Raw genomic sequence first — 20,824 nt, forward strand, 5'->3', positions numbered from 1 at the left:
CGAGTTTCACGTGGGACCGCACCGCTCACTCGCCCTGCAACTTCCACTTGCCGTTGACCACTTCCACGATCACGCGCGCGCGGTCGTCGAGGCCGTTGTGATCGGTGGGCGAGGTATTCATGATGCCGTGCGAGACGGGCAGATCCTTGATGCTCTCAAGCGCGTCGCGCAGCGCCACGCGGAACGCCTCGGTGCCCGGCTGCGCCGTCTTGAGCGCGACCGGAATCGCGCGCTGGAGCATCTGGCCGGCGTCCCAGGCATGACCGCCAAAGGTCGCAACCGTACCCGCTCCATAGGCCTTCTCGTAGGCTGCCTTGTAGGCCAGCGCCGACTTCTTGACCGGGTTCGAATCGGGCAGTTGATCAGCGACGAGAATCGGGCCGGCGGGCAGCAGTTCGCCCTCGCAGTCCTTGCCGCACACGCGCAGGAAGTCGTTGTTGGCGACGCCGTGGGTCTGATAGATCTTGCCCTTGTAGCCGCGATCCTTGAGCGTCGTAGCGGGCAGCGCAGCAGGCGTGCCTGAACCGGCGATCAGCACGGCATCCGGGTTCGCCGACATCAGCTTGAGCGCCTGGCCCGTCACCGACGAATCGGTGCGGTTATAGCGTTCGTTCGCGACGATCTTGAGGTTATGTTTCGCGGCGGCGGCGGTGAACTCCCTGAGCCAGCTATCGCCGTAGGCATCTGTGAAGCCGATGAAGCCCACCGTCTTCACGCCGTGCTTCTCCATATAGCCCGCGATGGCGTCGGCCATCAGGCTATCGTTCTGCGGCGGCTTGAAGGCCCATTTGCGCTTGTCGTCCACCGGCTGCACGATGGCCGCCGACGCCGCGAGCGAGATCATCGGCGTCTTGCCCTGCGCCACGACATCGAGCATCGCCAGCGAGTTCGGCGTCACCGACGAACCAATGATCGCATCGACGTGATCCTCGTCGATCAGCTTGTGCGTGTTCTGCACCGCCTTGCTCGTGTCCGAGGCATCGTCGAGCACGATGTACTGCACGCTCTTGCCGCCGATCTCCTTGGGCAGCAACGCGATGGTGTTCTTCTCCGGGATGCCGAGCGACGCAGCCGGACCCGTGGCCGACAACGTCACGCCGATCTTCACCTGCGCGGCGGCCACGCCCGCCATGCTCATCAATGCCGCTGCGAGTCCGGCATGGATTGCCTTCACCGACCACTGCTTCATCGCCAACTTCGTTTTCATTGCGCGTCTCCAAACGCTTTCACTGCGTGTCGATTGGTATGTCCGGCGCCTTTCAGAATCGCCTGCGGCCGCGCCGGCCTTTGAGTGTAGTAATCGGGATCGCGCGTGTGACGCATGGTTTTCCCTGCCTGCGGCACTGCACAAGCCGCCACGCAATCCGCTTTGTTTTTACCGCCCTGCCCTGCTTGCTACATCGCGCTGCGCTTCGTTGCGATGGCAACAAAAAAGGCACCTCCGTGGAGCGTGCCTTTAGTGTCTGTCGAGTGAGATGCGTGTGCGTGTCCTCGTGAAACTCAGTCGCCGGCCAACTTCCACTTGCCGCCGACGATCTCCACCATCACGCGCGCCCGTTGATCGAGGCCCGCATGATCGGTCGCGCTCATGTTGAAGATGCCGTGCGCACCAGCCACATCGTGCGACGCTTCGAGTGCCTTGCGCAGCGCCTCGCGAAACGCCTGGCTGCCCGGTTGACCGGCCTTGAGCGCGACGGGAATCGCGTGCTGAAGCAACAGGCCTGCGTCCCATGCGTGACCGCCAAAAGTAGAAATGGAGCCCGCGCCGTACGCCTTCTCGTAGGCCGCCTTGTAGGCGAGCGCCGATTGCTTCACGGGATTCGAATCGGGCAGTTGATCGGCGACAAGCAGCGGCCCGGCGGGCAAATACGTGCCCTCGCAATCCTTGCCGCACACGCGCAGGAAATCGTTGTTGGCCACGCCGTGCGTCTGGTAGAACTTGCCCGCGTAACCGCGTTCCTTGAGCGTCTTCTGCGGCAGCGCGGCCGGCGTGCCCGCACCGGCGATCAGCACCGCATCCGGATGCTGTGAAACCATCTTGAGCACCTGGCCGGTCACCGAGGCGTCGTTGCGCGCGAAGCGCTCGTTCGCGACGATCTTGATGCCCTGCTTCGCCGCCACCGCGCTGAACGCCTTGTACCAGCTCTCCCCGTAGGCATCCGCGAAGCCGATGAAGGCGACCGTCTTCACGCCGTGCGCGGCCATGTGCTGCGCGATCGCGCCCGCCATCAACGCGTCGTTCTGCGGCGTCTTGAAGACCCATGCGCGCTTTGCATCCATCGGCTCGACGATCGAGGCGGCTGCGGCCATCGAGATCATCGGCGTCGAGGTTTCGGCAGCCACGTCGATCATCGCGAGCGAGTTCGGCACGACGGTCGAACCGAGCAGTGCGTCCACGTGATCTTCGCTGGTGAGCTTGCGTGCGTTCTTCACGGCCTGGGTGGAATCGGTGGCATCGTCGAGGACGACGTAGTCGATCTTCTGACCCGCAACTTCCTTGGGCAATAGCGCGACGGTATTCTTTTCCGGGATACCCAGCGAAGCGGCGGGCCCGGTGGCGGACAGCGTCACGCCGATCTTCACGTCCGCGTGCGCCACACCCGCCGTCGCAGCGAGCATCCCCGTGGCGGCACAGGCCGCGCTCATCCAACGCCAAACCAACTGCATCTCCACTCCTTCGATAATCGTTTTCTTTATTGCGCCGGAAATAGCAGGATTTCCGGGTTCGAATCAGGCAGGGTTCGCGCGCCGATGCGGCAATAACCGGCGATTAGCGCGGGTCGATAATGCTGACCGCATGGTCGGCGAATGGCGAGTGTAACGAGCGCTGTTTTGCGCGGCAAGCGCTTTCCGTCAGCTTACAGCGTGGATGCGACGACTGAAAAATGCGGGGAGAAATGCGTAACGACGCAGGCCCCACCCGGCGGACGTTTCACGTGCGTGTGCGCAATTCGCGTAAATCGGCCAAACGCGAAATGGGTGAAAACCAGCGCGAAAAAAAAGATTATTGGCGAATGCCAGAAGAACAACGAGCGGGGGAAAGTGGAGGGTGAAAAACGAGGTGCGCCTGAGCGATAAAAACCAAAGCACAATATAAAAAGCGCTGTTGGACTCTCATCCAACAGCGCTTCCTTGTCCGGGCACTTTGTGCCTCAGTTGTCTCCTCGTTCTCCACCTGCAAATTTGGTGCATCAGAACTAGGTGAAACTTTAAACTTCGCCCCTCTTACGGGCAACTAGCATTTACCCTAGTGGTGCAGTGCGGCACCGAATTGGGGCGCACTGACACGATTTTGTCGCATTGGACCACCGTGCCCGAGGGTCGCGCGCTACACGCGCGAAGGCGCTTATTCTCACGCGAATCGCCCCGTGAATCAAGCCTCGATCGCGCCTGCATCACACCTGCATCACACCTGCGTCAGGCCCGCAGCGGCCGCACCCGCGCCACGATTTCGCCGACGATACCGCGCCGGAACGCCAGCACACACGCGATGAAAATCAGCCCCGTGACGATGGTTGCGGACTCACCCAGCGAGCGGAACCACTCCACGCCCGTCACCGAGGCCAACGCGCCGCCGATATCGCCCAGCCGGTCCTCCAGCGCGACGATCAACGCCGCGCCGAGCAACGGCCCGAACAGCGTGCCCATGCCGCCCACGAGCGTCATCAGGATCACGAGGCCGGACATGGTCCAGTAGGCGTCACCCAACGTCTCGAAGCCCAGCACGAGCACCTTGAGCGAACCGGCCAGCCCCGCGAGCCCGGCCGAGAGCACGAAAGCGAGCAGCTTGAAACGGTCGGTGTCGTAGCCGAGCGAGATCGCGCGCGGCTCGTTCTCCTTGATCGCCACCAGCACCTGACCGAACGGCGAATGCACGATGCGCACGATCAGCAGGAACGCCAGCACCATCACCACGAGCACGACGTAGTAGAGCGAGAGATCGGAATCGAGCGACACCAGCCCGAACAGCTTGCCGCGCGGCACGCCCTGCATGCCGTCCTCGCCATGCGTGAACGGCGCCTGGAGAAACACGAAGTAGACCATCTGCGCGAGCGCAAGCGTGACCATCGCGAAGTAGATGCCCTGGCGGCGGATCGCGAAGATACCGACGACCACACCCAGCAGCGTCGCCGCAGCCGTGCCGGCCAGCACACCCAGTTCCGGCGTGAGACCGAGCGACTGGATCGCGTAGCCGGCGGTGTAGCCCGCACTCGCGAGGAACATCGCATGACCGAAGGACAGCAAGCCCGTATAGCCGATCAACAGATTGAACGCGGCGGCAAAGAGCGCGAAGCACAGCACCTTCATCACGAAGAGCGGATAGCCGCCGACAAAAGGTGCCGCGATCAGCCCGACCAGCAGCAGCGCATAAAGCAGTTTTCTTTGCATCATCGTTCCTTGCCGAAGAGGCCAGCGGGGCGAATCAGCAGCACGATCGCCATGATGACGAACACCACGGTCGCGGAAGCCTCCGGCCAGAACACGCGCGTAAAGCCCTCGATCACGCCCAGCAGCAGGCCGGTGAGGATCGAGCCCATGATCGAGCCCATGCCGCCGATCACGACCACGGCGAACACCGTGATGATCATCGGCTGGCCCATGAGCGGCGAGACCTGGATCACCGGCGCGGCCAGCACGCCCGCGAACGCCGCGAGCGCCACGCCGAAACCGTAGGTCAGCGTGATCATGAGCGGCACGTTGATGCCGAACGCCTCCACGAGCTTGGGATTTTCCGTGCCCGCACGAAGATAGGCGCCCAGACGCGTCTTCTCGATCACGAACCAAGTGGCGAAGCACACGGTGAGCGACGCCACCACGACCCACGCCCGATAGTTAGGCAGATACATGAAGCCGAGATTGGTTGCGCCCGCAAGCAGATCGGGCACATCGTACGGCTGACCCGACGCACCGTAGATCGAGCGGAAGACCCCTTCCACCACGAGCGTCAGACCGAATGTCAACAGGAGTCCATATAAATGATCGAGCCGATACAGCCAGCGCAGCATCGAGCGCTCGATCAGCACGCCGATCAGCCCCACCACCAGCGGCGCGATGACAATCATCGCCCAGTACGGCAGGTTGAAATACGCGAGGCCCATCCAGGTGAGCATCGCGCCCAGCATGAACAACGCGCCGTGCGCGAAGTTGATCACGTTGAGCATGCCGAAGATCACCGCGAGGCCGAGGCTCAGGATCGCGTAGAACGAGCCGTTCACGAGCCCAAGCAACAACTGGCTCAGCATTGCCGGAAGGGGAATGCCAAAGATCATCATGAAAGCCGCCCCTAAAGGCACGATTAACGGTTTGCGCACTCATGCGGCGCCGGGCGCGTACCGCTGCGCCCAGCGCCGCATGCCACCCAGGTCACGAGAAGGCGCTTATTTCCACAGCGCGCACTTCGAATCCGCCTTCGCGGTGTACGCCTGCTCGCCCGGAATGGTCTGCACGACCTTGTAGAGGTCCCACGGGCCCTTCGCCTCGGAAGGCTTCTTCACTTCGACCAGATACATGTCGTGGATCAGCACGCCGTCCTGACGGATATAGCCGCCCTTCGTGTAGAAGTCGTCGATCTTGGTCTTCTTGAGCTGCGCCATGACCTTGTCGGCATCGGTGGTGCCGGCCGCCTGCACCGCCTTCAGGTAGTTGGTCACCGCCGAATAGTCGGCCGCCTGAAGCTCGGACGGCATCTTCTTCGTCTGCGCTTCGTAGCGTTGCGCCCACTTGCGCGTCCCATCGTTCTGATCCCAATACCAGCCGGTCGTCAGCACGAGGCCTTGCGTGGTGTCGAGACCCAGGCTCTTCACGTCGGGCAGGAACATCAGCAGCGCGGCGATTTTCATCGACTTGGTGATGCCGAACTCCTTCGACGCCTTGATCGCATTGACCGAGTCGCCGCCCGCGTTCGCCAGGCCCAGCACCTGCGCCTTCGATGCTTGCGCCTGCAACAGGAACGACGAGAAGTCCGACGCCGACAGCGGATGGCGCACTTCGCCCAGCACCTGGCCGCCGTTCGCCTTCACGACATCGGCCGTGTTCTTTTCGAGCGACTTGCCGAACGCGTAGTCGGCGGTCAGGAAGAACCAGCTCTTGCCGCCCTGCTTGAGCACGGCGAGGCCGGTGCCCTTGGCGAGCGCGACCGTGTCGTAGCCGTAGTGCACCGTGTAGGGCGTGCACTGCTCGTTGGTGAGCGCATCGGTGCCCGCGCCGGTGTTGAAGTAGACGCGCTTCTTCTCCTGCGCGACCTGATTCATCGCGAGCGCCGTCGCCGAGTTCGTGCCGCCGAGCAACATGTCGATGCCGTCGCGGTCCATCCATTCGCGCGCCTTCGACGCTGCGATATCGGCCTTGTTCTGGTGATCGGCGTACACGATCTCGATCGGCTTGCCGAGCACCTTGCCGCCGAAGTCCGCGATCGCCATCTTGATCGCCGCGAGGCCGCCCTGGCCGTCATCGTCCGCATAAAGGCCCGACATGTCGGTGATGAAGCCGATCTTCACCGCGTCGTTCGCAGCCTGCGCGCTCCCCGCACACAACGCCGTGGCCGCCGCCGTGGCGGCAAAGTAGGCCGCGAGCCGCGCGAACGTGGTCTTCTTCATTGCTGTCTCCTTCTCTGGTTACGTTGTGATGCAGCGTTGTTATTCAGGCGAGGCAAAACAGGACGACTCGCGCGGAGCGACAAACTCATCCGCGCGCGAAACGGTGAAGCCAGCTAGACACCCAGCAGATCGTGCAGCACGGGCATCTTGCTCTCGAGTTCGGCGATGCCGAAGCGCTCGACGATGCGCCCATGCTCCATCACATAGAAGCGGTCCGCGAGCGGCGCCGCGAAACGGAAGTTCTGCTCGACCATCACGATCGTGTAGCCGCGCGCCTTGAGCGCGACGATCATGCGCGCGAGCGTCTGCACGATGACAGGCGCAAGCCCTTCGGAGATCTCGTCGAGCAGCAGCAGGTTGGCGCCCGTGCGCAGGATGCGCGCGACGGCCAGCATCTGCTGTTCGCCGCCCGAAAGACGCGTGCCGGGACTGTGACGCCGCTCCGCAAGGTTGGGGAACAGCGTGTAAATCTCGTCGAGCGACATGCCCTGTGCGTCTTTGGCACCGCCCTTCGCGCCAATCGCCGGAGGCAGCAACAAGTTCTCTTCGCACGAGAGGCTCGCGAAGATGCCGCGCTCCTCCGGGCAATAGCCAACACCGCAATGCGCGATGCGATAGGTCGGCATCTGGATGGTCTCGCGGCCGCCCACGCGGATCGAGCCCGTGCGCCGCCCAGTGAGACCCATGATGGCGCGCAGCGTCGTGGTGCGGCCCGCGCCGTTGCGCCCGAGCAGCGTGACGACCTCGCCGCGCTTCACCGTGAGATCGACGCCATGCAGGATGTGCGATTCGCCATACCACGCCTGCAAGCCCGCGATCTCGAGCGCGCCTTCGCCCTCCCCGGCCGCGGCGGTCTGGTCGCCGCGTTGTTCCGTCACCGTGCTCATGCGTGCGCCCCCGCGAGTGCAGCATCGGCACTGCCCATGTAGGCTTCGGCCACGAGCGGATTCTTCGAGACCTCGGCGTAACTGCCCTCGGCCAGCACCTCGCCGCGTTGCAGGACCGTGATGGTGTCGGAGATCCCCGCGATCACGTTCATGTTGTGCTCGACCATCAGGATCGTGCGCCCGGTCGACACCTTCTTGATGAGCGCCGTCACGCGGTCCACGTCCTCGTGACCCATGCCCTGGGTGGGTTCGTCGAGCAGCATCAGCTCGGGTTCCATCGCGAGCGTCGTGGCGATTTCGAGCGCGCGCTTGCGCCCGTAAGCCAGTTCGACGGTGGGCACATCGGCGAAATCGGTCAGACCCACTTGCGTGAGCAGATCCATCGCGCGGTCGTTGAGTTCGGCCAGCGTGCGCTCGCTCTTCCAGAAGTGATACTCGGTGCCCAGTTGCCGTTGCAGGCCGATACGCACGTTCTGCAAGGCCGTGAGATGCGGAAACACGGCGGAAATCTGGAACGAGCGGATAATGCCGCGCCGCGCGATCTGCGCGGGCCGCTCGTTCGTGATGTCGATGCCGTTAAAGACGATGCGTCCCGCGCTCGGCACGAGAAATTTAGTGAGGAGATTGAAGCAAGTGGTCTTGCCCGCGCCATTCGGTCCAATAAGCGCGTGTATCGAACCGCGGCACACGCGCAGGTTCACGCCGTTCACGGCCGTAAAGCCCTTGAACTGTTTCGTGAGGCCGCGCGTTTCCAGAATCGTGTCGCCGAGAATCATGTTCCCTTCTACGCGAAATAAAGGCTTACGCTTCGACTGGCTTCAATGGGTCCGTGCAGGATTGCGCACGACGATGCATGACGCGCGATGTTCCGGCGCATGCCTCCCCGCTCTTGTCATTCCGCGCCATTGTCTCGCCATTGATGCAGCGCAATCATTGGGATTTGCACTTACTGGTAAAGGGTGAGTTTCGCGGAATTTACGCAGGCGATTTAACAGAAGATCACGCGTGATAACGGCGTAATAAAAGCACGTTAAATATATTGCAGGTGCACCACCGACGTGCCGAAGCCCATGCGCCGCAAGCACGGCGCATGTCCTGGATAGTGGTCCGAAAGGCCTGCTTTTGCTGCGCGCCCTTTAAATCGTCTTGCGCGGGCGCACACAGTTAAGCGCGCACTTCAAGCCACCGATGCTGACGCGGCCACGTCGGCACGCACGGCGCTCGCGGTCCCGGCGCGCCGATCCTCGCGCATCATCTGCGCGGCGCGTTCGGCAATCATCAGCGTCGGCGAATTGGTGTTGCCCGAGGTGATGAACGGCATCACCGAGGCATCCACCACGCGCAGTCCATCCACGCCGCGCACGCGCAGGCGCGCATCGACCACGGCATCGGCATCGTCGGCGCGCCCCATGCGGCAGGTGCCTACCGGATGAAAAATCGTCGTGCCGATATTGCCCGCCGCCTCGCGCAATTCGGCTTCGCTCTGAAACGCGAGTCCCGGCAGGATCTCGTGCGGCTGATAACGCGCGAGCGCACCCGAAGCGGCAATGCGGCGCGTGAGCCGCAGCGCATTGGCGGCCACGCGCAGATCCTGCTCGGTCGACAGATAGTTCGGCGCGATGGCGGGCGCGTCTTCGGGCTTGGCCGATACCGCGTGAATGCTGCCGCGCGACGTGGGCCGCAGATTGCACACCGACGCCGTGAACGCGTTGAAGCGATGCAGCGGCTCGCCAAAACGGTCGAGCGAAAGCGGCTGCACGTGATACTGCAGGTCGGGCCGCGTGAGCCCCGGATCGTTCGCATCCGACTTCGCGAACGCACCGAGTTGCGACGGCGCCATCGACATCGGCCCGCTTTGCATCAGCGCGTACTCCATGCCGATCATGAGCTTGCCCCACCAGTGCGCCGAGGCCGTGTTGAGCGTGCGCACGCCGTTCACCTTGAACGCCATGCGCAGTTGCAGATGGTCTTGCAGGTTCTCGCCCACGCCGTGCAAATCCTGCACGACATCCACGCCGATCTGTGCGAGCCGCGCGGCGTCGCCAATGCCGGAACGCTCCAGCAGTTGCGGCGAGTTCACCGCGCCCGCGCTCAGGATCACCTCGCAGCGCGCCCGCGCGCGGTACGCGACATCGCCTCGATAGTCCACGCCCACGCAACGTTTGCCCTCGAAGATCACGCGTTCGGTGAGCGCGCCGGTGACGACGGTGAGATTGGGCCGCTTCATCGCCGCGCGCAAAAACGCCTTCGACGCATTCCAGCGCACGCCGCGCTTCTGGTTCACGTCGAAATAACCGACGCCCTCGTTATTGCCGCGATTGAAGTCGCTGGTGGCGGGAATGCCCTGCTCCTGCGCGGCCTGTGCAAAGGTTTCGAGGATCTTCCACTTGAGCCGCTGCTTCTCCACGCGCCATTCGCCGCCCGCGCCGTGAAACTCGTTCGCGCCGCCGTGATAGTCCTCGCTGCGTTTGAAAACGGGCAGCACCGAATCCCACGACCAGCCCGAATCGCCCGTTACGCGCGCCCAGTTGTCGTAATCCTCGCGTTGGCCGCGCATGTAGATCATGCCGTTGATCGACGACGATCCGCCCAGCACGCGCCCGCGCGGATACGCAAGCGAGCGCCCGTTGAGGCCCTTTTCCGCAGCGGTCTTGTAAAGCCAGTCCGTGCGCGGATTGCCGATGCAGTGCAGATAGCCGACCGGAATGTGAATCCAGTGATAGTCGTCCTTGCCGCCCGCCTCGATGAGCAGCACGGTGACGTCTGGGTCTTGCGTGAGGCGGTTGGCGAGCACGCAGCCCGCCGTGCCCGCGCCGACGATCACGTAATCGAATTCGCCCTCGACGCGGCGGCCTGCTGCCAGGTCCTGTGTTGCAGACATGATGGCTAGCCTCGCTTATTTCGCCACGGGCATGGTGAATTCCGCGCCCTTGGCGATGCTGTCCGGCCAGCGCTGCATGATGCTCTTGTAGCGCGTGTAGAAGCGCACGCCTTCCTCACCATACGCGTGGTGATCGCCGAACAGCGAGCGCTTCCAGCCGCCGAACGAATGCCAGGCCATCGGCACCGGAATCGGCACGTTGATGCCGACCATGCCCACCTTGATCTGCCGCGAGAACGCGCGCGCCACGCCGCCATCGGACGTAAAGCAGGCGACGCCATTGGCGAATTCGTGCGCGTTGATCAGCTCGACCGCGCTCGCGAAATCGGGCACGCGCACGACCGAGAGCACCGGCCCGAAAATCTCCTCGCGATAAATCGACATATCGGTACGCACATCGTCGAACAGCGTGCCGCCGAGGAAGAAGCCGTTCTCGTGTCCCGCAACCGTGTGGCCGCGTCCGTCCACCACGAGTTTCGCGCCCGCATTCACGCCCGCGTCGATATAACCCTGCACCTTCGCGCGATGCGCCGCCGTCACGAGCGGCCCCATTTCCGAGGCCTCGTTCATGCCATCGCCGATATTGAGCGCCTTCACGCGCGGCGTGAGACGCTCGATCAGTTCGTCGGCGATATGGCCCACGGCCACCGCCACCGAGATCGCCATGCAGCGCTCGCCCGCCGACCCATACGCCGCGCCGATCAGCGCATCGACGGCCTGATCGAGATCGGCATCCGGCATCACCACGAGATGATTCTTCGCGCCGCCGAGCGCCTGCACGCGCTTGCCGTGCTTCGTGCCTTCCGTGTAGATATATTCGGCGATCGGCGTGGAGCCGACGAACGAGAGCGCGGTGACATCGGGATGCTCGAGCAGCGCGTCGACGGCCACCTTGTCGCCGTGCACGACGTTGAACACGCCATCGGGCAAGCCCGCTTCCTTGAGCAGTTCCGCGAGCCGCAACGACGCGGACGGATCGCGCTCCGAAGGCTTCAGCACGAAGGTGTTGCCGCACGCGAGCGCGACCGGGAACATCCAGCACGGCACCATCATCGGGAAGTTGAAGGGCGTGACGCCGGCCACCACGCCGAGCGGCTGACGCAGGTTCCAGTTGTCGATACCGCCGCCGATCTGATCGGTGAAATCGGTCTTGAGCAGATTCGGAATGCCGCACGCGAATTCGACGATTTCGATGCCGCGCATCACCTCGCCCTTCGCATCCGAGAACACCTTGCCGTGCTCGCGCGTGACGAGCGCGGCCAGTTCGTCGTGATGGCGGTCGAGCAGTTCCTTGAACTTGAAGAGAATGCGCGCGCGCTTGATGGGCGGCGTCTCGCTCCAGGCGGGAAAGGCGGCGTGGGCGGCGGCCACGGCCGCATCGACCTCGGCCACGCTCGCAAGCGGCACCCGCGCGCTGACTGCGCCCGTGGCGGGATTGAAGACGTCGGCGTAACGACCGCTGGTCGACTCGAACGCCTGGCCGTTGACGAAATGCGTGAGGGCGCGCGCGGGCGCCTCGCTTCGATGTGTCTCGCTCATGTTTCCCTCTTCGATGGAGGTTTATTGGTGCTGACGGGTTCCGCGCGCTGCGCACGGTTGTGCCGTTGCGTCCTAGCGTAATCGCCTGACGCCGCGCCGATCCAATGATTAATCCTCAACAGCGATATAAGGCGCGTTAATATCAGCGCATGGACCTGACCTTGTTGCGGGCGTTCGCGACGGTCGCGCGCGAGGGCAATCTCACGCGCGCGGCCACCCATCTGCATCTCACGCAGCCCGCCGTGAGCCTGCAGATCAAGCATCTGCAGGAGACCCTGGGCGTCACGCTCTTTACCCGCACCTCGCACGGCCTTGCGCTCACGCGCGACGGCCAGGCGCTGCTGCCGCACGCCGAGCGCGCGCTTGCGGCCGCCGCCGACGTCGAGCGCGCCGCTGCTGCGCTGCAACATGAAGTGCGCGGCAAGCTGCGCATCGGCACCATCCTCGATCCGGCGTTTCTGCGTCTGGGCGGCTTTCTGCGCCAGCTGGTGGAAACCTGGCCGCTGATCGAAACCGCGCTGCGCCACGGCATGTCGGGATGGGTGCTCGATCAGGTGCGCGCGCGCGAGCTGGACGTCGGCTACTACATCGGCCAGCCCAGCCCCGATCCCGAAGCGTTCCACACGCTCACACTCACGCATTTCCAGTACCGCGTGCTGGCGCCCGCGGGCTGGAAGGATCGTGTGAAGGGAGCCCGCGACTGGCGGGCGCTCGCGGCGCTGCCGTGGATCTGGACGCCGCCCGCCTCGGCGCACAACCGGTTGCTCTCGGGACTCTTCGAGGCCGCGCAGGCGAAACCGAACAAGGTGGCGGAAGTGGATCAGGAGCCGTCGATGCTCGATCTCGTGAAGTCGGGCGTGGGCCTCACGCTCGCGCGCGACGCCACGGCGATTGCAGAGGCCCACGCGCACGCGCTCACCATCGTCGAAGGCGTGACGGTGCCCACCGAACTCACCTTCATCACGCTCGCGTCGCGCCGCGAGGAACCCGCCATTGCGGCGGCGCTCAAGGCCATCGAAACACAGTGGGCGATATGAGCCGCGCTCATGATCGTTTTGCAGTGGTGGCGTGACGCCTGGATGATTCGCCGGGCATTGGACGCCAAAAAACTGTCATCGTTGTAACGACGCGGTCACGCAAGTTTTGCTAGATTCGGAATTCGCGCCGCGTTTTTCGCACGCTCACCGCTTGCGTGTCGATGCGACGTGTCCCGAGCCTCGCCGATCGTTCCCTCGTTCCAACAGGAGCCTTGCATGGCCCGCAACATCGAAATCAAAGCCCGCGCCCGTCAATTCGACACCCTGCGCGAGCGCGCCGCCCAGCTCGCAACCGATGCGCCGCTGATCTTTCGCCAGCAGGACTTCTTCTACGACGTGCCACGCGGCCGCCTGAAGCTGCGTCAATTCGACGACGGCACGCCGCCCGAACTGATCTTCTACCAGCGCGACGACCGCGACGGCCCCAAGGCCTCGTACTACACGCGCAGCCCGGTGACGAACGCCGAAGCGATGCACTCGCTGCTGGCCACCGCGCTCACCACGCGCGGCATCGTCTCGAAGGAACGCCACGTGTACCTGGCGGGCCGCACGCGCATCCACCTGGATCGCGTGGACGGTCTGGGCGATTTCGTCGAGCTGGAAGTGGTGCTCGGCCCCGAGGACGACGAGCAAGGCGGTGAAGCCGAGGCGCACGCCGTCTTCAAGAAGCTGGGCGTGGACGAGAGCGATCTCGTGGCCGTGGCTTACGTCGACCTGCTCAATACGCCCGCGCAGGCGGCGTAACGCGCTTTGCGCCACCCGCGTGCGGCACGCTTTTAAAGCGGCGCCGCGCCTGGCTCCAGATGCCCGAGCGGCAGCGGTCCATTGCGCTTGAAGGTCGTCAGCACGATGTTCGAGCGCACGCTGTCCACACCGGGCACCCGCATCAGCTTCTTCATCACGAACGACGACAGCGCGTTCAGATCCGGCGCCACGATACGCAGCAGATAGTCGGCGTCACCCACCACGGCATGGCATTCGAGCACTTCCGGCAGCACGTCGATCTGCTGCTGGAATTGCTCGATGATCGAGTCGCCGTGGTGCTTCAACTTCAGGCTCGTGAATGCGGTCACGCCCAGACCCAGTTTCTCGGGCCGCAGCACGACGCGATAACCGTCGATCACCCCCGATGCCTCCAGCCGCTGCAAGCGCCTGCCGATCTGCGAAGGCGAGAGCGGCACCTGCTCGCCCAGTTGCTGATGGGTGGCGCGGCCAAAGCGCTGCAATACGTCGAGCAGCGCGAGATCGAAGTGATCGAGTTCGAGCATGAATATTTCCTGCATTAAATTGCAAATTGATGCACGATTATCGCATGCATGAGCCAATGATCACCTGAAACGCGCACATTCCGCGCGCACTCCGCTCTACAATTTCCTTACAGAAACTGTCTTAGTGGAGCTTTAAGAACATGGCCATCGCCGCCACCGCCAAACTGCAGGAGCAGTTCGACGCGGGCCTCGAAACCCGCGCAGATTTCACCATCGACCAACCGCGCGAGCGCTATGGCGCGGTCGATCACGCGGTTTGGGATCAGCTTTACCGGCGGCAAATGGCGTTGCTCGATGGCCGGGTTTGCGAGGCCTTCATCGAAGGCGCGCAGCGCATCGGCCTGAACGTGGCGCAGGTGCCGGACTTCGCAGCCGTCAGCGAGCGCCTGATGGCTGCAACCGGCTGGCGCATCGTGGCCGTGCCGGGACTCGTGCCCGACCGCATCTTCTTCGAGCATCTGGCGAACCGGCGCTTTCCCGTGACCTGGTGGATGCGCCGTCCCGATCAGCTCGACTATCTGCAAGAGCCGGACTGCTTCCACGACCTGTTCGGTCACGTGCCGCTGCTCACCGATCCCGTTTTTGCCGATGCGATCCATGCCTATGGTCGCGCCGCGCTTGCCGTGGAGGACCGCGCCCTGCCGCTGCTCGCGCGGCTCTACTGGTACACGGTGGAATTCGGCCTGATGCGTGATACGCGAGCGCCGCATGGCGTGAAAATCTACGGCGCGGGCATCGTGTCGAGCAAAGGCGAATCGCTCTACAGCGTCGAAAGCGCCGCGCCCAACCGGCTCGCCTTCGATCTCGATCGCGTGCTGCGCACGCGCTATCGCATCGACACGTTCCAGAAGAGCTACTTCGTGATCGACTCGTTCGCGCAGCTGTTCGACGCGCTGGGCGCAGGCATTGCCGCACGTCTGGCCGACCCTGCGCCGCTCATGGCCGTTGAGCCTTACGCCGCGGGCGACGTGCTCGCGAGCGACACGGTCTACACACGCGGCACGCGCGAAGGCTGGCTTGCGGACGGCGACGTCTGAACGCCCAGGCGCCGCACGCTTGCGGCAACGCAACACACGTACCACAGGGCTGGCGCCGATTGCCGCAGCGCTTCTGCACGCGCCGGCCATCCGTGGAAGAATCAATCATCGGCCCGGCGCGTTGCCGGGCCCGAAACGCATAATGCACATAGCGAATACAGGTGCCACGATGATCAACCGACTCACATCCGAAGAGCGCGCCACGCAACTCGCCGGGCTGCATGGCTGGCAGGCTGCCACGGGCCGCGACGCAATCCAGCGTCATTTCCGTTTCGCCGATTTCAACGAGGCCTTCGGCTTCATGACGCGCGTGGCGATCAAGGCGCAGGAAATGAATCACCATCCCGAGTGGTTCAACGTTTATAACCGCGTGGAAATCACACTGTCGACCCACGAAGCCGACGGTCTCACGACGCGCGATATCGAACTCGCGCGCTTCATCGACTCGATCGCGCCGGGGCCGCTCGCGACCTGACGTTAAACGTCCTGGGCTTGCTGGGTAAATACGGAGAGCCGGCGCGTAAGCGCAATGCCCGTGTCGCGCGTTAAGCCGGGGAACGCACGACACGCAGGCGGCAAATGCGCTGCAATGAAAGCATAATGCAGGGTATCAGGCGTCCAAACCTTCAGCTTTGAAGGCCTTTCTTGAGGGACACGTAAGACTCCCAGGCAGTCCGTGCCATAGGGTCTAAACGATCCGGTGAGAAGACGTTCTGACGCTGTACAATCAGCAGCGCATATGGCTTGGAGAGCGCGCTTGCCTCCTTGCACAACGTGAGTTCGTCGCCGCTCGAAGGCGAGCGGTTGCGCCAGAAGTTGATCGCGTCTTCGAGTTCGGTGATCGAAATATCGGACATGTTGGTCGTGATCGTGCAACTGTTGCACGCGACGCCGCTCAGTCGCTGTACCTCTGTTTCTCAAGCGGCGCTTCGCGAACTGCGTGCCTGAAACGCTAAACCCATTGTACTTGAGCGAATCCCATGCGACTCCTTCTGATCGAAGACGACCGCCCCATCGCACGCGGTATCCAGTCCAGCCTGGAACAAGCCGGCTTCACCGTCGACATGGTCCACGACGGCATCTTCGCCGAACAGGCACTCACGCAGAACCGTCACGAACTCGTGATTCTCGACCTCGGCTTGCCGGGCATCGACGGCATGACCTTGCTGTCGCGCTTCCGTCAGAGCAACCGTCATACGCCCGTGATCGTGCTGACCGCGCGCGACGAGCTCAATGATCGCGTGCAGGGCCTCAATTCGGGCGCCGACGACTACATGCTCAAGCCGTTCGAGCCGGCCGAACTCGAAGCGCGCATTCGCGCCGTGATGCGCCGCAGCGGCCCGCATGGCGACGTGCCGCGCCCCGAAGTCTCGCTCGGCGGCGTGCGCCTGTCGGGCGTCGATCGCCGCATCTTCAACGACGACAAGCCGCTCGAACTCTCGCCGCGCGAATTCGCCGTGCTCGAAATGCTGCTGCTGCGTCATGGCCGCGTCGTCAGCAAGGCACAGCTTCAGGATCACCTGACGCACTTCGGCGGCGATCTCGGCGATACCGCGATCGAAGTCTATGTGCACCGCGTGCGCAAAAAGCTCGAAAGCTGCCGTGTCGAGATCGTCACGGTGCGCGGCTTCGGTTATCTGCTGCAGGAAATCCGCCAGGCCGCTTAACGCTGCCAGCGCCCTCTCAGGCGCCTCGCACTCCCGCGAGGCGTCTGCACCCCGCCTCTCGCCTTCCCCTCCCGCTACACCCGCTTCCCGCCCCGCGCAAACCCGCCGGCGCACCCGCACGCCCCCACCGTCTGCCGCACGCCCGTCCACCCGCGTAAAATGATCCAGGCCCGCGTGGACCGCCTTCGAGCGCCGCGCCCACGACCCACCTTTCGCCTGAACCGATCATGTCCCTTCCGGCCGCAACGAGCCTGCGGCGTACGCTGCTGCGGCGCCTCGCCGCCCCACTTTCGCTGCTCGCGCTAATGAGCGGCCTGATCGCCTATTGGCTCGCGTGGCAGTACACGCAGCACGTGGTCGATCGATCGCTCGCCGATCTCGCCACCGCAATCTCGAAACAGATCCAGATCGCCGGGCCGGATGCGCCCGTGACTGTGCCGCCGCTCGCCCAGGCGATGTTCTCCGACCCCGTCGAGCATCTCGTCTATCGCATCAGCAACGGCGAAACCGAAATCGCCGGCGATCACGATCTGCCGCTCCAGGGCACCAACGTGCGCCGCATGCACTACGCGTACGTGTTCGAGACCGTTTATCAGGGCGTGAGCGTGCGCGTCGCCCAGGTGCGCGTGCCTCAGCCGCACGGCAACCCCATCGTCGTGGAAGTGGGTCAGCCCGTGCATCATCGCTTTCGCATCGCGGCTGAATTCCTCGTGGCGATCATGATGCCGCTGCTGCTGTTGCTGCTCGCGGGCTGGGTGATCGTGTGGCGCGTCGTGAACCAGCAGCTCAACCCGCTCACCGATCTCGCCGATTCGCTCAATCGCCAGACGCACACGTCGCTCGAGCCCGTCGACGAGACCTACGTCCCCGTTGAGATCCGTCCGCTCACAGGCGCGCTCAACGCCCTGCTCGGGCGCCTGAAGACCGCACTCGAAGGCCAGCGCAAATTCATCGCCGACGCCGCGCATCAGCTGCGCACGCCGCTCACCGCCGTGAAACTGCACGCCGAGCAGGCCGTCAACGCGCGCGAGCCGCAGAAGGTCAACGACGCTGTGCGCGAGTTGCGCGCCGCCGCCGACCGCGCGGTGCGGCTCTCGAACCAGCTCCTTTCGCTTGCGCGCGCCGAGCCTGGTGAACAGGCAGCGCGTTTCGTCGAGATCGACATGGCCACGCTCGCCTTCGAGACCGGGGCCGAATGGGTGCCGCGCGCGCTCGCCTGGCACGTCGACCTGGGCTTCCAGCGCCTCGACGATCCCGAGAACGACACGCCGCTGATGGTGCGCGGCAATCCCGTGCTGCTGCACGAGGTGATCGCGAATCTGCTCGACAACGCGCTGAAGTACCTGCCGCCCGCGCGCGCCGATGGCGGACGCATTACGGTGACGGTTTCGCAGACTCTTGCGGACGGCGTGCCGATGGCGGAAATCGTCGTCGAAGACAATGGCCGGGGCGTTCCGCAAGGGCAGCAGGCGGATCTCTTCAAGCGCTTCTTCCGCGGCGACGGCCAGAGCGAAAGCGGTGTCGATAGCGGTGCGGGCCTGGGTCTCGCGATCGTGCACGACATCATGTCGCTTCATCGCGGCAGCGTGCATTACGAGGACGCGCCCGAAGGCGGCGCACGTTTCATCGTGCGCGTGCCGCTCAACAACCGGCGTCTGAATGAAGTCAAAGACCTGGGAACAAGCGATCCGCTGGCGCGCAAAAACACGCTGCAAGACGATGCTCACGCCGACGCGCGCGACGCCACGCATCACGCGCAGGCATCGGCGAAAAAGCCCTCACACCAGGCGCCGATCGATCTCTGATTGCGCGCTGGTTGCGTCTCGCTGCACCGCGTTGCACGAATCGCCAGACAAAAAACATGGGCCGCAATTGCGGCCCATGTGCTTTCCGATGACGCGTTTCACACGCGTGCGCCGTTCATTTCTTCTTCTTGCCCTTCGACTTCGCGGCCTTGCTCTTGCCTTCGCTTTCGTCGGGCGGTGCAAGCATCGTGCCACGGCACTTGCGCGCGCCGCAGCGGCATTCATATTCGCGCTTGAGCTTCTTGGTCTGCTTCGCGTCGATCACGAGGCCGTAGTCGTAGAACAGTTCCTCGCCTTCTGCGATGTCGCGCAGCGCGTGGATGTACACGTGGCCTTCGATCTCTTCGGCTTCGCAGTTCGGCGCGCAGGAGTGGTTGATCCAGCGCGCGCTGTTGCCCTTGATCTTGCCGTCGATGACATCGCCGTCGTCGAGCGCGAAATAGAAGGTGTGATTCGGTTCATCGGGATTATGCGGATGACGCCGCAATGCTTCCTTCCACGAGATGCGCTCGCCTTTGTATTCGATCAGCCGCTCGCCAGCCTCGATCTCGCCGGCCGCAAATACGCCCTTGCCGTGTACGCCCGATTGGCGCACGACGATCCTGCGTACACTCATTGATGGAATCCTTGTGAAGTACTGGAGAGACGTTCCCGCTCGCGGCGCCCGCTGATTCGCCGGACGGCCGCGACACATCCTGCGCGTCGCGCGATACCGAAGAAGCCGCGCTCCACGCAAACGCGGCGCCATGTCGGCGCCGCGCTCGTGTGCGTGCATCGAACCACATGAGAAACATGAGAAGTGCGAGGCGCGCCACAACCGGCATCGTACACGCTCGCGCCTCTTTCGTTCAACCTGGCGCGTGCGATGCGCGCGCGACGTATGCACGCTGCACGACTCACTGCGCTCAACGCTGCCCGAGTGAGGTATCGCCGAACAGCTTCTTCAACTCACGCGGCTGCGATCGCCAGTACTGCGGCGGAGCGCTCACGCTCGCGCCGAGTTGCGCGGCGGCGTGCCACGGCCAACGCGGATCGTAGAGCATCGCGCGCGCCATCGCGATCATGTCGGCCTCGCCGTCCTCGACGATCTGATTGGCCTGCAGTGCGTCGGTGATGAGGCCCACGGCGATCGTATTCACGCCAGTTTCCTGCTTCACCTTGCGCGCGAACGGCACCTGATAACCGGGCTCGAGCGGAATCTTCTGCAAAGGCGACACGCCGCCCGACGACACGTCGATCCAGTCCACGCCACGCGCCTTGAGCGCCTGCGCGAACACGACGGTCTCCTCGGGCGTCCAGCCGCCCTCGACCCAGTCGGTGGCCGACACGCGTACGCCCACGGGCCGATCTTCGGGGAACGCGGCGCGCACGATATCGAAGATTTCAAGCGGAAAGCGCATGCGGTTTTCGAGCGAGCCGCCGTACTCGTCGGTGCGCTGATTCGCGAGCGGCGAGAGGAACTGATGGAGCAGATAGCCGTGCGCGCAGTGCACTTCGAGCGCGTCGATACCCAGGCGCGCGGCGCGCCGCGCAGTCGCCGCGAAGGCGTTGCGCACGCGGTTCAGGCCGGCGGTATCGAGTGCGAGCGGCGGCGTTTCGTCGTCCTTGTGCGGCAGCGCCGAAGGCCCATGCGGCAGCCATCCGCCATCGGCGACGGCAATCAGCTGGCCGCCTTCCCAGGGCACGTGGCTCGACGCCTTGCGACCCGCGTGCGAGATCTGCATGGCGATACGGATCGGCGAGTGACGGCGAATGGCGGCAATCACCGGCTCGAGGGCGGATTCGGTGGCGTCATCCCAGAGGCCGAGACAGCCTGGCGTGATGCGGCCATCGGGCTCGACGGCGGTGGCTTCGATGCACAGCATGGCCGCGCCGGACAGCGCGAGATGACCGAGGTGGATCAGATGCCAGTCGTTGGCCTCGCCGCGCTCGGCCGAGTACTGACACATCGGCGACACGACAATGCGATTGGCGAGCGTCACGCCACGCAGCGCGAGCGGAGTGAAGAGCTTGCTCATGGGGAGAAGATGCGGACGGTGGTGGGAGCGTCCGAGAATAGCACGCGCTTTTTAAGGGTGCTTTTTACGCCTGCGGTCGGGCTGAAGGG

At 64.1% G+C, this 20,824-nt stretch carries 19 protein-coding genes; 6 read left to right on the top strand and 13 right to left on the bottom strand.

Annotation, left to right across the window (positions count from 1 at the left end):
* Nucleotides 1-25: 25 nt before the first annotated feature.
* The 9 genes from U5782_RS09745 to U5782_RS09785 form a co-directional block, all read right to left on the bottom strand.
* On the bottom strand, nt 26-1,207 hold the full coding sequence (locus tag U5782_RS09745) for an ABC transporter substrate-binding protein (RefSeq protein WP_415914288.1): 1,182 nt from the start codon (nt 1,205-1,207) through the stop codon (nt 26-28).
* A 293-nt stretch (nt 1,208-1,500) separates the two neighbouring features.
* Nucleotides 1,501-2,646 (bottom strand): ABC transporter substrate-binding protein, encoded by a 1,146-nt coding sequence (locus U5782_RS09750; RefSeq protein WP_415914303.1) that lies wholly within the window; start codon nt 2,644-2,646, stop codon nt 1,501-1,503.
* A gap of 771 nt (nt 2,647-3,417) precedes the next feature.
* Entirely contained in the window at nt 3,418-4,389 is a 972-nt protein-coding gene (locus tag U5782_RS09755) for a branched-chain amino acid ABC transporter permease (RefSeq protein WP_322043955.1), read from the bottom strand.
* Nucleotides 4,389-5,273 carry a branched-chain amino acid ABC transporter permease gene (locus U5782_RS09760; RefSeq protein WP_322043618.1) on the bottom strand — a complete coding sequence of 295 codons (885 nt, stop codon included), beginning with the start codon at nt 5,271-5,273 and terminating at the stop codon, nt 4,389-4,391. Before U5782_RS09760 ends, U5782_RS09755 begins: the two co-directional genes overlap by 1 nt.
* Nucleotides 5,274-5,378: 105 nt before the next feature.
* The gene (locus U5782_RS09765) at nt 5,379-6,596 is read right to left on the bottom strand and encodes an ABC transporter substrate-binding protein (RefSeq protein ID WP_322043619.1); all 1,218 of its coding nucleotides are present in this window, start codon (nt 6,594-6,596) and stop codon (nt 5,379-5,381) included.
* 113 nt (nt 6,597-6,709) lie between these two features.
* Nucleotides 6,710-7,483 carry an ABC transporter ATP-binding protein gene (locus U5782_RS09770; protein WP_322043620.1) on the bottom strand — a complete coding sequence of 258 codons (774 nt, stop codon included), beginning with the start codon at nt 7,481-7,483 and terminating at the stop codon, nt 6,710-6,712.
* Entirely contained in the window at nt 7,480-8,259 is a 780-nt protein-coding gene (locus U5782_RS09775) for an ABC transporter ATP-binding protein (RefSeq protein ID WP_322043621.1), read from the bottom strand. Before U5782_RS09775 ends, U5782_RS09770 begins: the two co-directional genes overlap by 4 nt.
* Nucleotides 8,260-8,660: 401 nt before the next feature.
* Nucleotides 8,661-10,364, bottom strand: a complete 1,704-nt coding sequence (locus U5782_RS09780) for a GMC family oxidoreductase (protein ID WP_322043622.1) — start codon at nt 10,362-10,364, stop codon at nt 8,661-8,663.
* 15 nt (nt 10,365-10,379) lie between these two features.
* Nucleotides 10,380-11,903, bottom strand: a complete 1,524-nt coding sequence (locus U5782_RS09785) for a CoA-acylating methylmalonate-semialdehyde dehydrogenase (protein WP_322043623.1) — start codon at nt 11,901-11,903, stop codon at nt 10,380-10,382.
* A 149-nt stretch (nt 11,904-12,052) separates the two neighbouring features.
* Here U5782_RS09785 and U5782_RS09790 point away from each other — a divergent pair, with 149 nt between their 5' ends.
* Together U5782_RS09790 and U5782_RS09795 are read left to right on the top strand one after the other, a co-directional pair.
* Nucleotides 12,053-12,940: a LysR family transcriptional regulator gene (locus U5782_RS09790; protein WP_322043624.1), complete on the top strand. Its 888-nt coding sequence runs from the start codon at nt 12,053-12,055 to the stop codon at nt 12,938-12,940.
* Nucleotides 12,941-13,156: 216 nt separating this feature from the next.
* The gene (locus U5782_RS09795; protein ID WP_322043625.1) at nt 13,157-13,684 is read left to right on the top strand and encodes a class IV adenylate cyclase; all 528 of its coding nucleotides are present in this window, start codon (nt 13,157-13,159) and stop codon (nt 13,682-13,684) included.
* Nucleotides 13,685-13,716: 32 nt separating this feature from the next.
* Here the strand turns inward: U5782_RS09795 and U5782_RS09800 are convergent, their stop codons facing one another.
* Nucleotides 13,717-14,208, bottom strand: a complete 492-nt coding sequence (locus U5782_RS09800; protein ID WP_027815978.1) for an Lrp/AsnC family transcriptional regulator — start codon at nt 14,206-14,208, stop codon at nt 13,717-13,719.
* Between the two features lie 140 nt (nt 14,209-14,348).
* Here U5782_RS09800 and phhA point away from each other — a divergent pair, with 140 nt between their 5' ends.
* Nucleotides 14,349-15,245 carry a phenylalanine 4-monooxygenase gene (gene phhA / locus U5782_RS09805; protein WP_322043626.1) on the top strand — a complete coding sequence of 299 codons (897 nt, stop codon included), beginning with the start codon at nt 14,349-14,351 and terminating at the stop codon, nt 15,243-15,245.
* Between the two features lie 142 nt (nt 15,246-15,387).
* Nucleotides 15,388-15,720, top strand: coding sequence for a 4a-hydroxytetrahydrobiopterin dehydratase (locus U5782_RS09810; protein WP_322043627.1), 333 nt, complete (start codon nt 15,388-15,390; stop codon nt 15,718-15,720).
* Between the two features lie 151 nt (nt 15,721-15,871).
* On the opposite strand, the gene U5782_RS09815 is transcribed toward U5782_RS09810, so the two are convergent.
* On the bottom strand, nt 15,872-16,102 hold the full coding sequence (locus U5782_RS09815; RefSeq protein WP_322043628.1) for a DUF3717 domain-containing protein: 231 nt from the start codon (nt 16,100-16,102) through the stop codon (nt 15,872-15,874).
* Between the two features lie 123 nt (nt 16,103-16,225).
* Here U5782_RS09815 and U5782_RS09820 point away from each other — a divergent pair, with 123 nt between their 5' ends.
* On the top strand, nt 16,226-16,912 hold the full coding sequence (locus tag U5782_RS09820; RefSeq protein ID WP_091999860.1) for a response regulator transcription factor: 687 nt from the start codon (nt 16,226-16,228) through the stop codon (nt 16,910-16,912).
* A 227-nt stretch (nt 16,913-17,139) separates the two neighbouring features.
* Nucleotides 17,140-18,717 carry a sensor histidine kinase gene (locus U5782_RS09825; protein ID WP_322043629.1) on the top strand — a complete coding sequence of 526 codons (1,578 nt, stop codon included), beginning with the start codon at nt 17,140-17,142 and terminating at the stop codon, nt 18,715-18,717.
* Between the two features lie 115 nt (nt 18,718-18,832).
* Here the strand turns inward: U5782_RS09825 and U5782_RS09830 are convergent, their stop codons facing one another.
* Together U5782_RS09830 and U5782_RS09835 are read right to left on the bottom strand one after the other, a co-directional pair.
* Entirely contained in the window at nt 18,833-19,333 is a 501-nt protein-coding gene (locus U5782_RS09830) for an SET domain-containing protein (RefSeq protein WP_322043630.1), read from the bottom strand.
* A 289-nt stretch (nt 19,334-19,622) separates the two neighbouring features.
* A complete protein-coding gene (locus tag U5782_RS09835) occupies nt 19,623-20,735 on the bottom strand; it encodes an NADH:flavin oxidoreductase/NADH oxidase (RefSeq protein ID WP_322043631.1) in 1,113 nt (370 codons plus the stop codon).
* Nucleotides 20,736-20,824 lie beyond the last annotated feature (89 nt).

Origin of the sequence: Paraburkholderia sp. J67, from assembly GCF_905220265.1 — a bacterium.
Taxonomy (GTDB): Bacteria; Pseudomonadota; Gammaproteobacteria; order Burkholderiales; family Burkholderiaceae; genus Paraburkholderia.

Coding starts and splice junctions, on each gene's coding strand:
- U5782_RS09745 (WP_415914288.1), bottom strand. CDS start 1,207: ATGAAAACGAAGTTGGCGATGAAGCAGTGGTCGGTGAAGGCAATCCAT.
- U5782_RS09750 (WP_415914303.1), bottom strand. CDS start 2,646: ATGAGCGCGGCCTGTGCCGCCACGGGGATGCTCGCTGCGACGGCGGGT.
- U5782_RS09755 (WP_322043955.1), bottom strand. CDS start 4,389: ATGCAAAGAAAACTGCTTTATGCGCTGCTGCTGGTCGGGCTGATCGCG.
- U5782_RS09760 (WP_322043618.1), bottom strand. CDS start 5,273: ATGATGATCTTTGGCATTCCCCTTCCGGCAATGCTGAGCCAGTTGTTG.
- U5782_RS09765 (WP_322043619.1), bottom strand. CDS start 6,596: ATGAAGAAGACCACGTTCGCGCGGCTCGCGGCCTACTTTGCCGCCACG.
- U5782_RS09770 (WP_322043620.1), bottom strand. CDS start 7,483: ATGAGCACGGTGACGGAACAACGCGGCGACCAGACCGCCGCGGCCGGG.
- U5782_RS09775 (WP_322043621.1), bottom strand. CDS start 8,259: ATGATTCTCGGCGACACGATTCTGGAAACGCGCGGCCTCACGAAACAG.
- U5782_RS09780 (WP_322043622.1), bottom strand. CDS start 10,364: ATGTCTGCAACACAGGACCTGGCAGCAGGCCGCCGCGTCGAGGGCGAA.
- U5782_RS09785 (WP_322043623.1), bottom strand. CDS start 11,903: ATGAGCGAGACACATCGAAGCGAGGCGCCCGCGCGCGCCCTCACGCAT.
- U5782_RS09790 (WP_322043624.1), top strand. CDS start 12,053: ATGGACCTGACCTTGTTGCGGGCGTTCGCGACGGTCGCGCGCGAGGGC.
- U5782_RS09795 (WP_322043625.1), top strand. CDS start 13,157: ATGGCCCGCAACATCGAAATCAAAGCCCGCGCCCGTCAATTCGACACC.
- U5782_RS09800 (WP_027815978.1), bottom strand. CDS start 14,208: ATGCTCGAACTCGATCACTTCGATCTCGCGCTGCTCGACGTATTGCAG.
- phhA (WP_322043626.1), top strand. CDS start 14,349: ATGGCCATCGCCGCCACCGCCAAACTGCAGGAGCAGTTCGACGCGGGC.
- U5782_RS09810 (WP_322043627.1), top strand. CDS start 15,388: ATGCACATAGCGAATACAGGTGCCACGATGATCAACCGACTCACATCC.
- U5782_RS09815 (WP_322043628.1), bottom strand. CDS start 16,102: ATGTCCGATATTTCGATCACCGAACTCGAAGACGCGATCAACTTCTGG.
- U5782_RS09820 (WP_091999860.1), top strand. CDS start 16,226: ATGCGACTCCTTCTGATCGAAGACGACCGCCCCATCGCACGCGGTATC.
- U5782_RS09825 (WP_322043629.1), top strand. CDS start 17,140: ATGTCCCTTCCGGCCGCAACGAGCCTGCGGCGTACGCTGCTGCGGCGC.
- U5782_RS09830 (WP_322043630.1), bottom strand. CDS start 19,333: ATGAGTGTACGCAGGATCGTCGTGCGCCAATCGGGCGTACACGGCAAG.
- U5782_RS09835 (WP_322043631.1), bottom strand. CDS start 20,735: ATGAGCAAGCTCTTCACTCCGCTCGCGCTGCGTGGCGTGACGCTCGCC.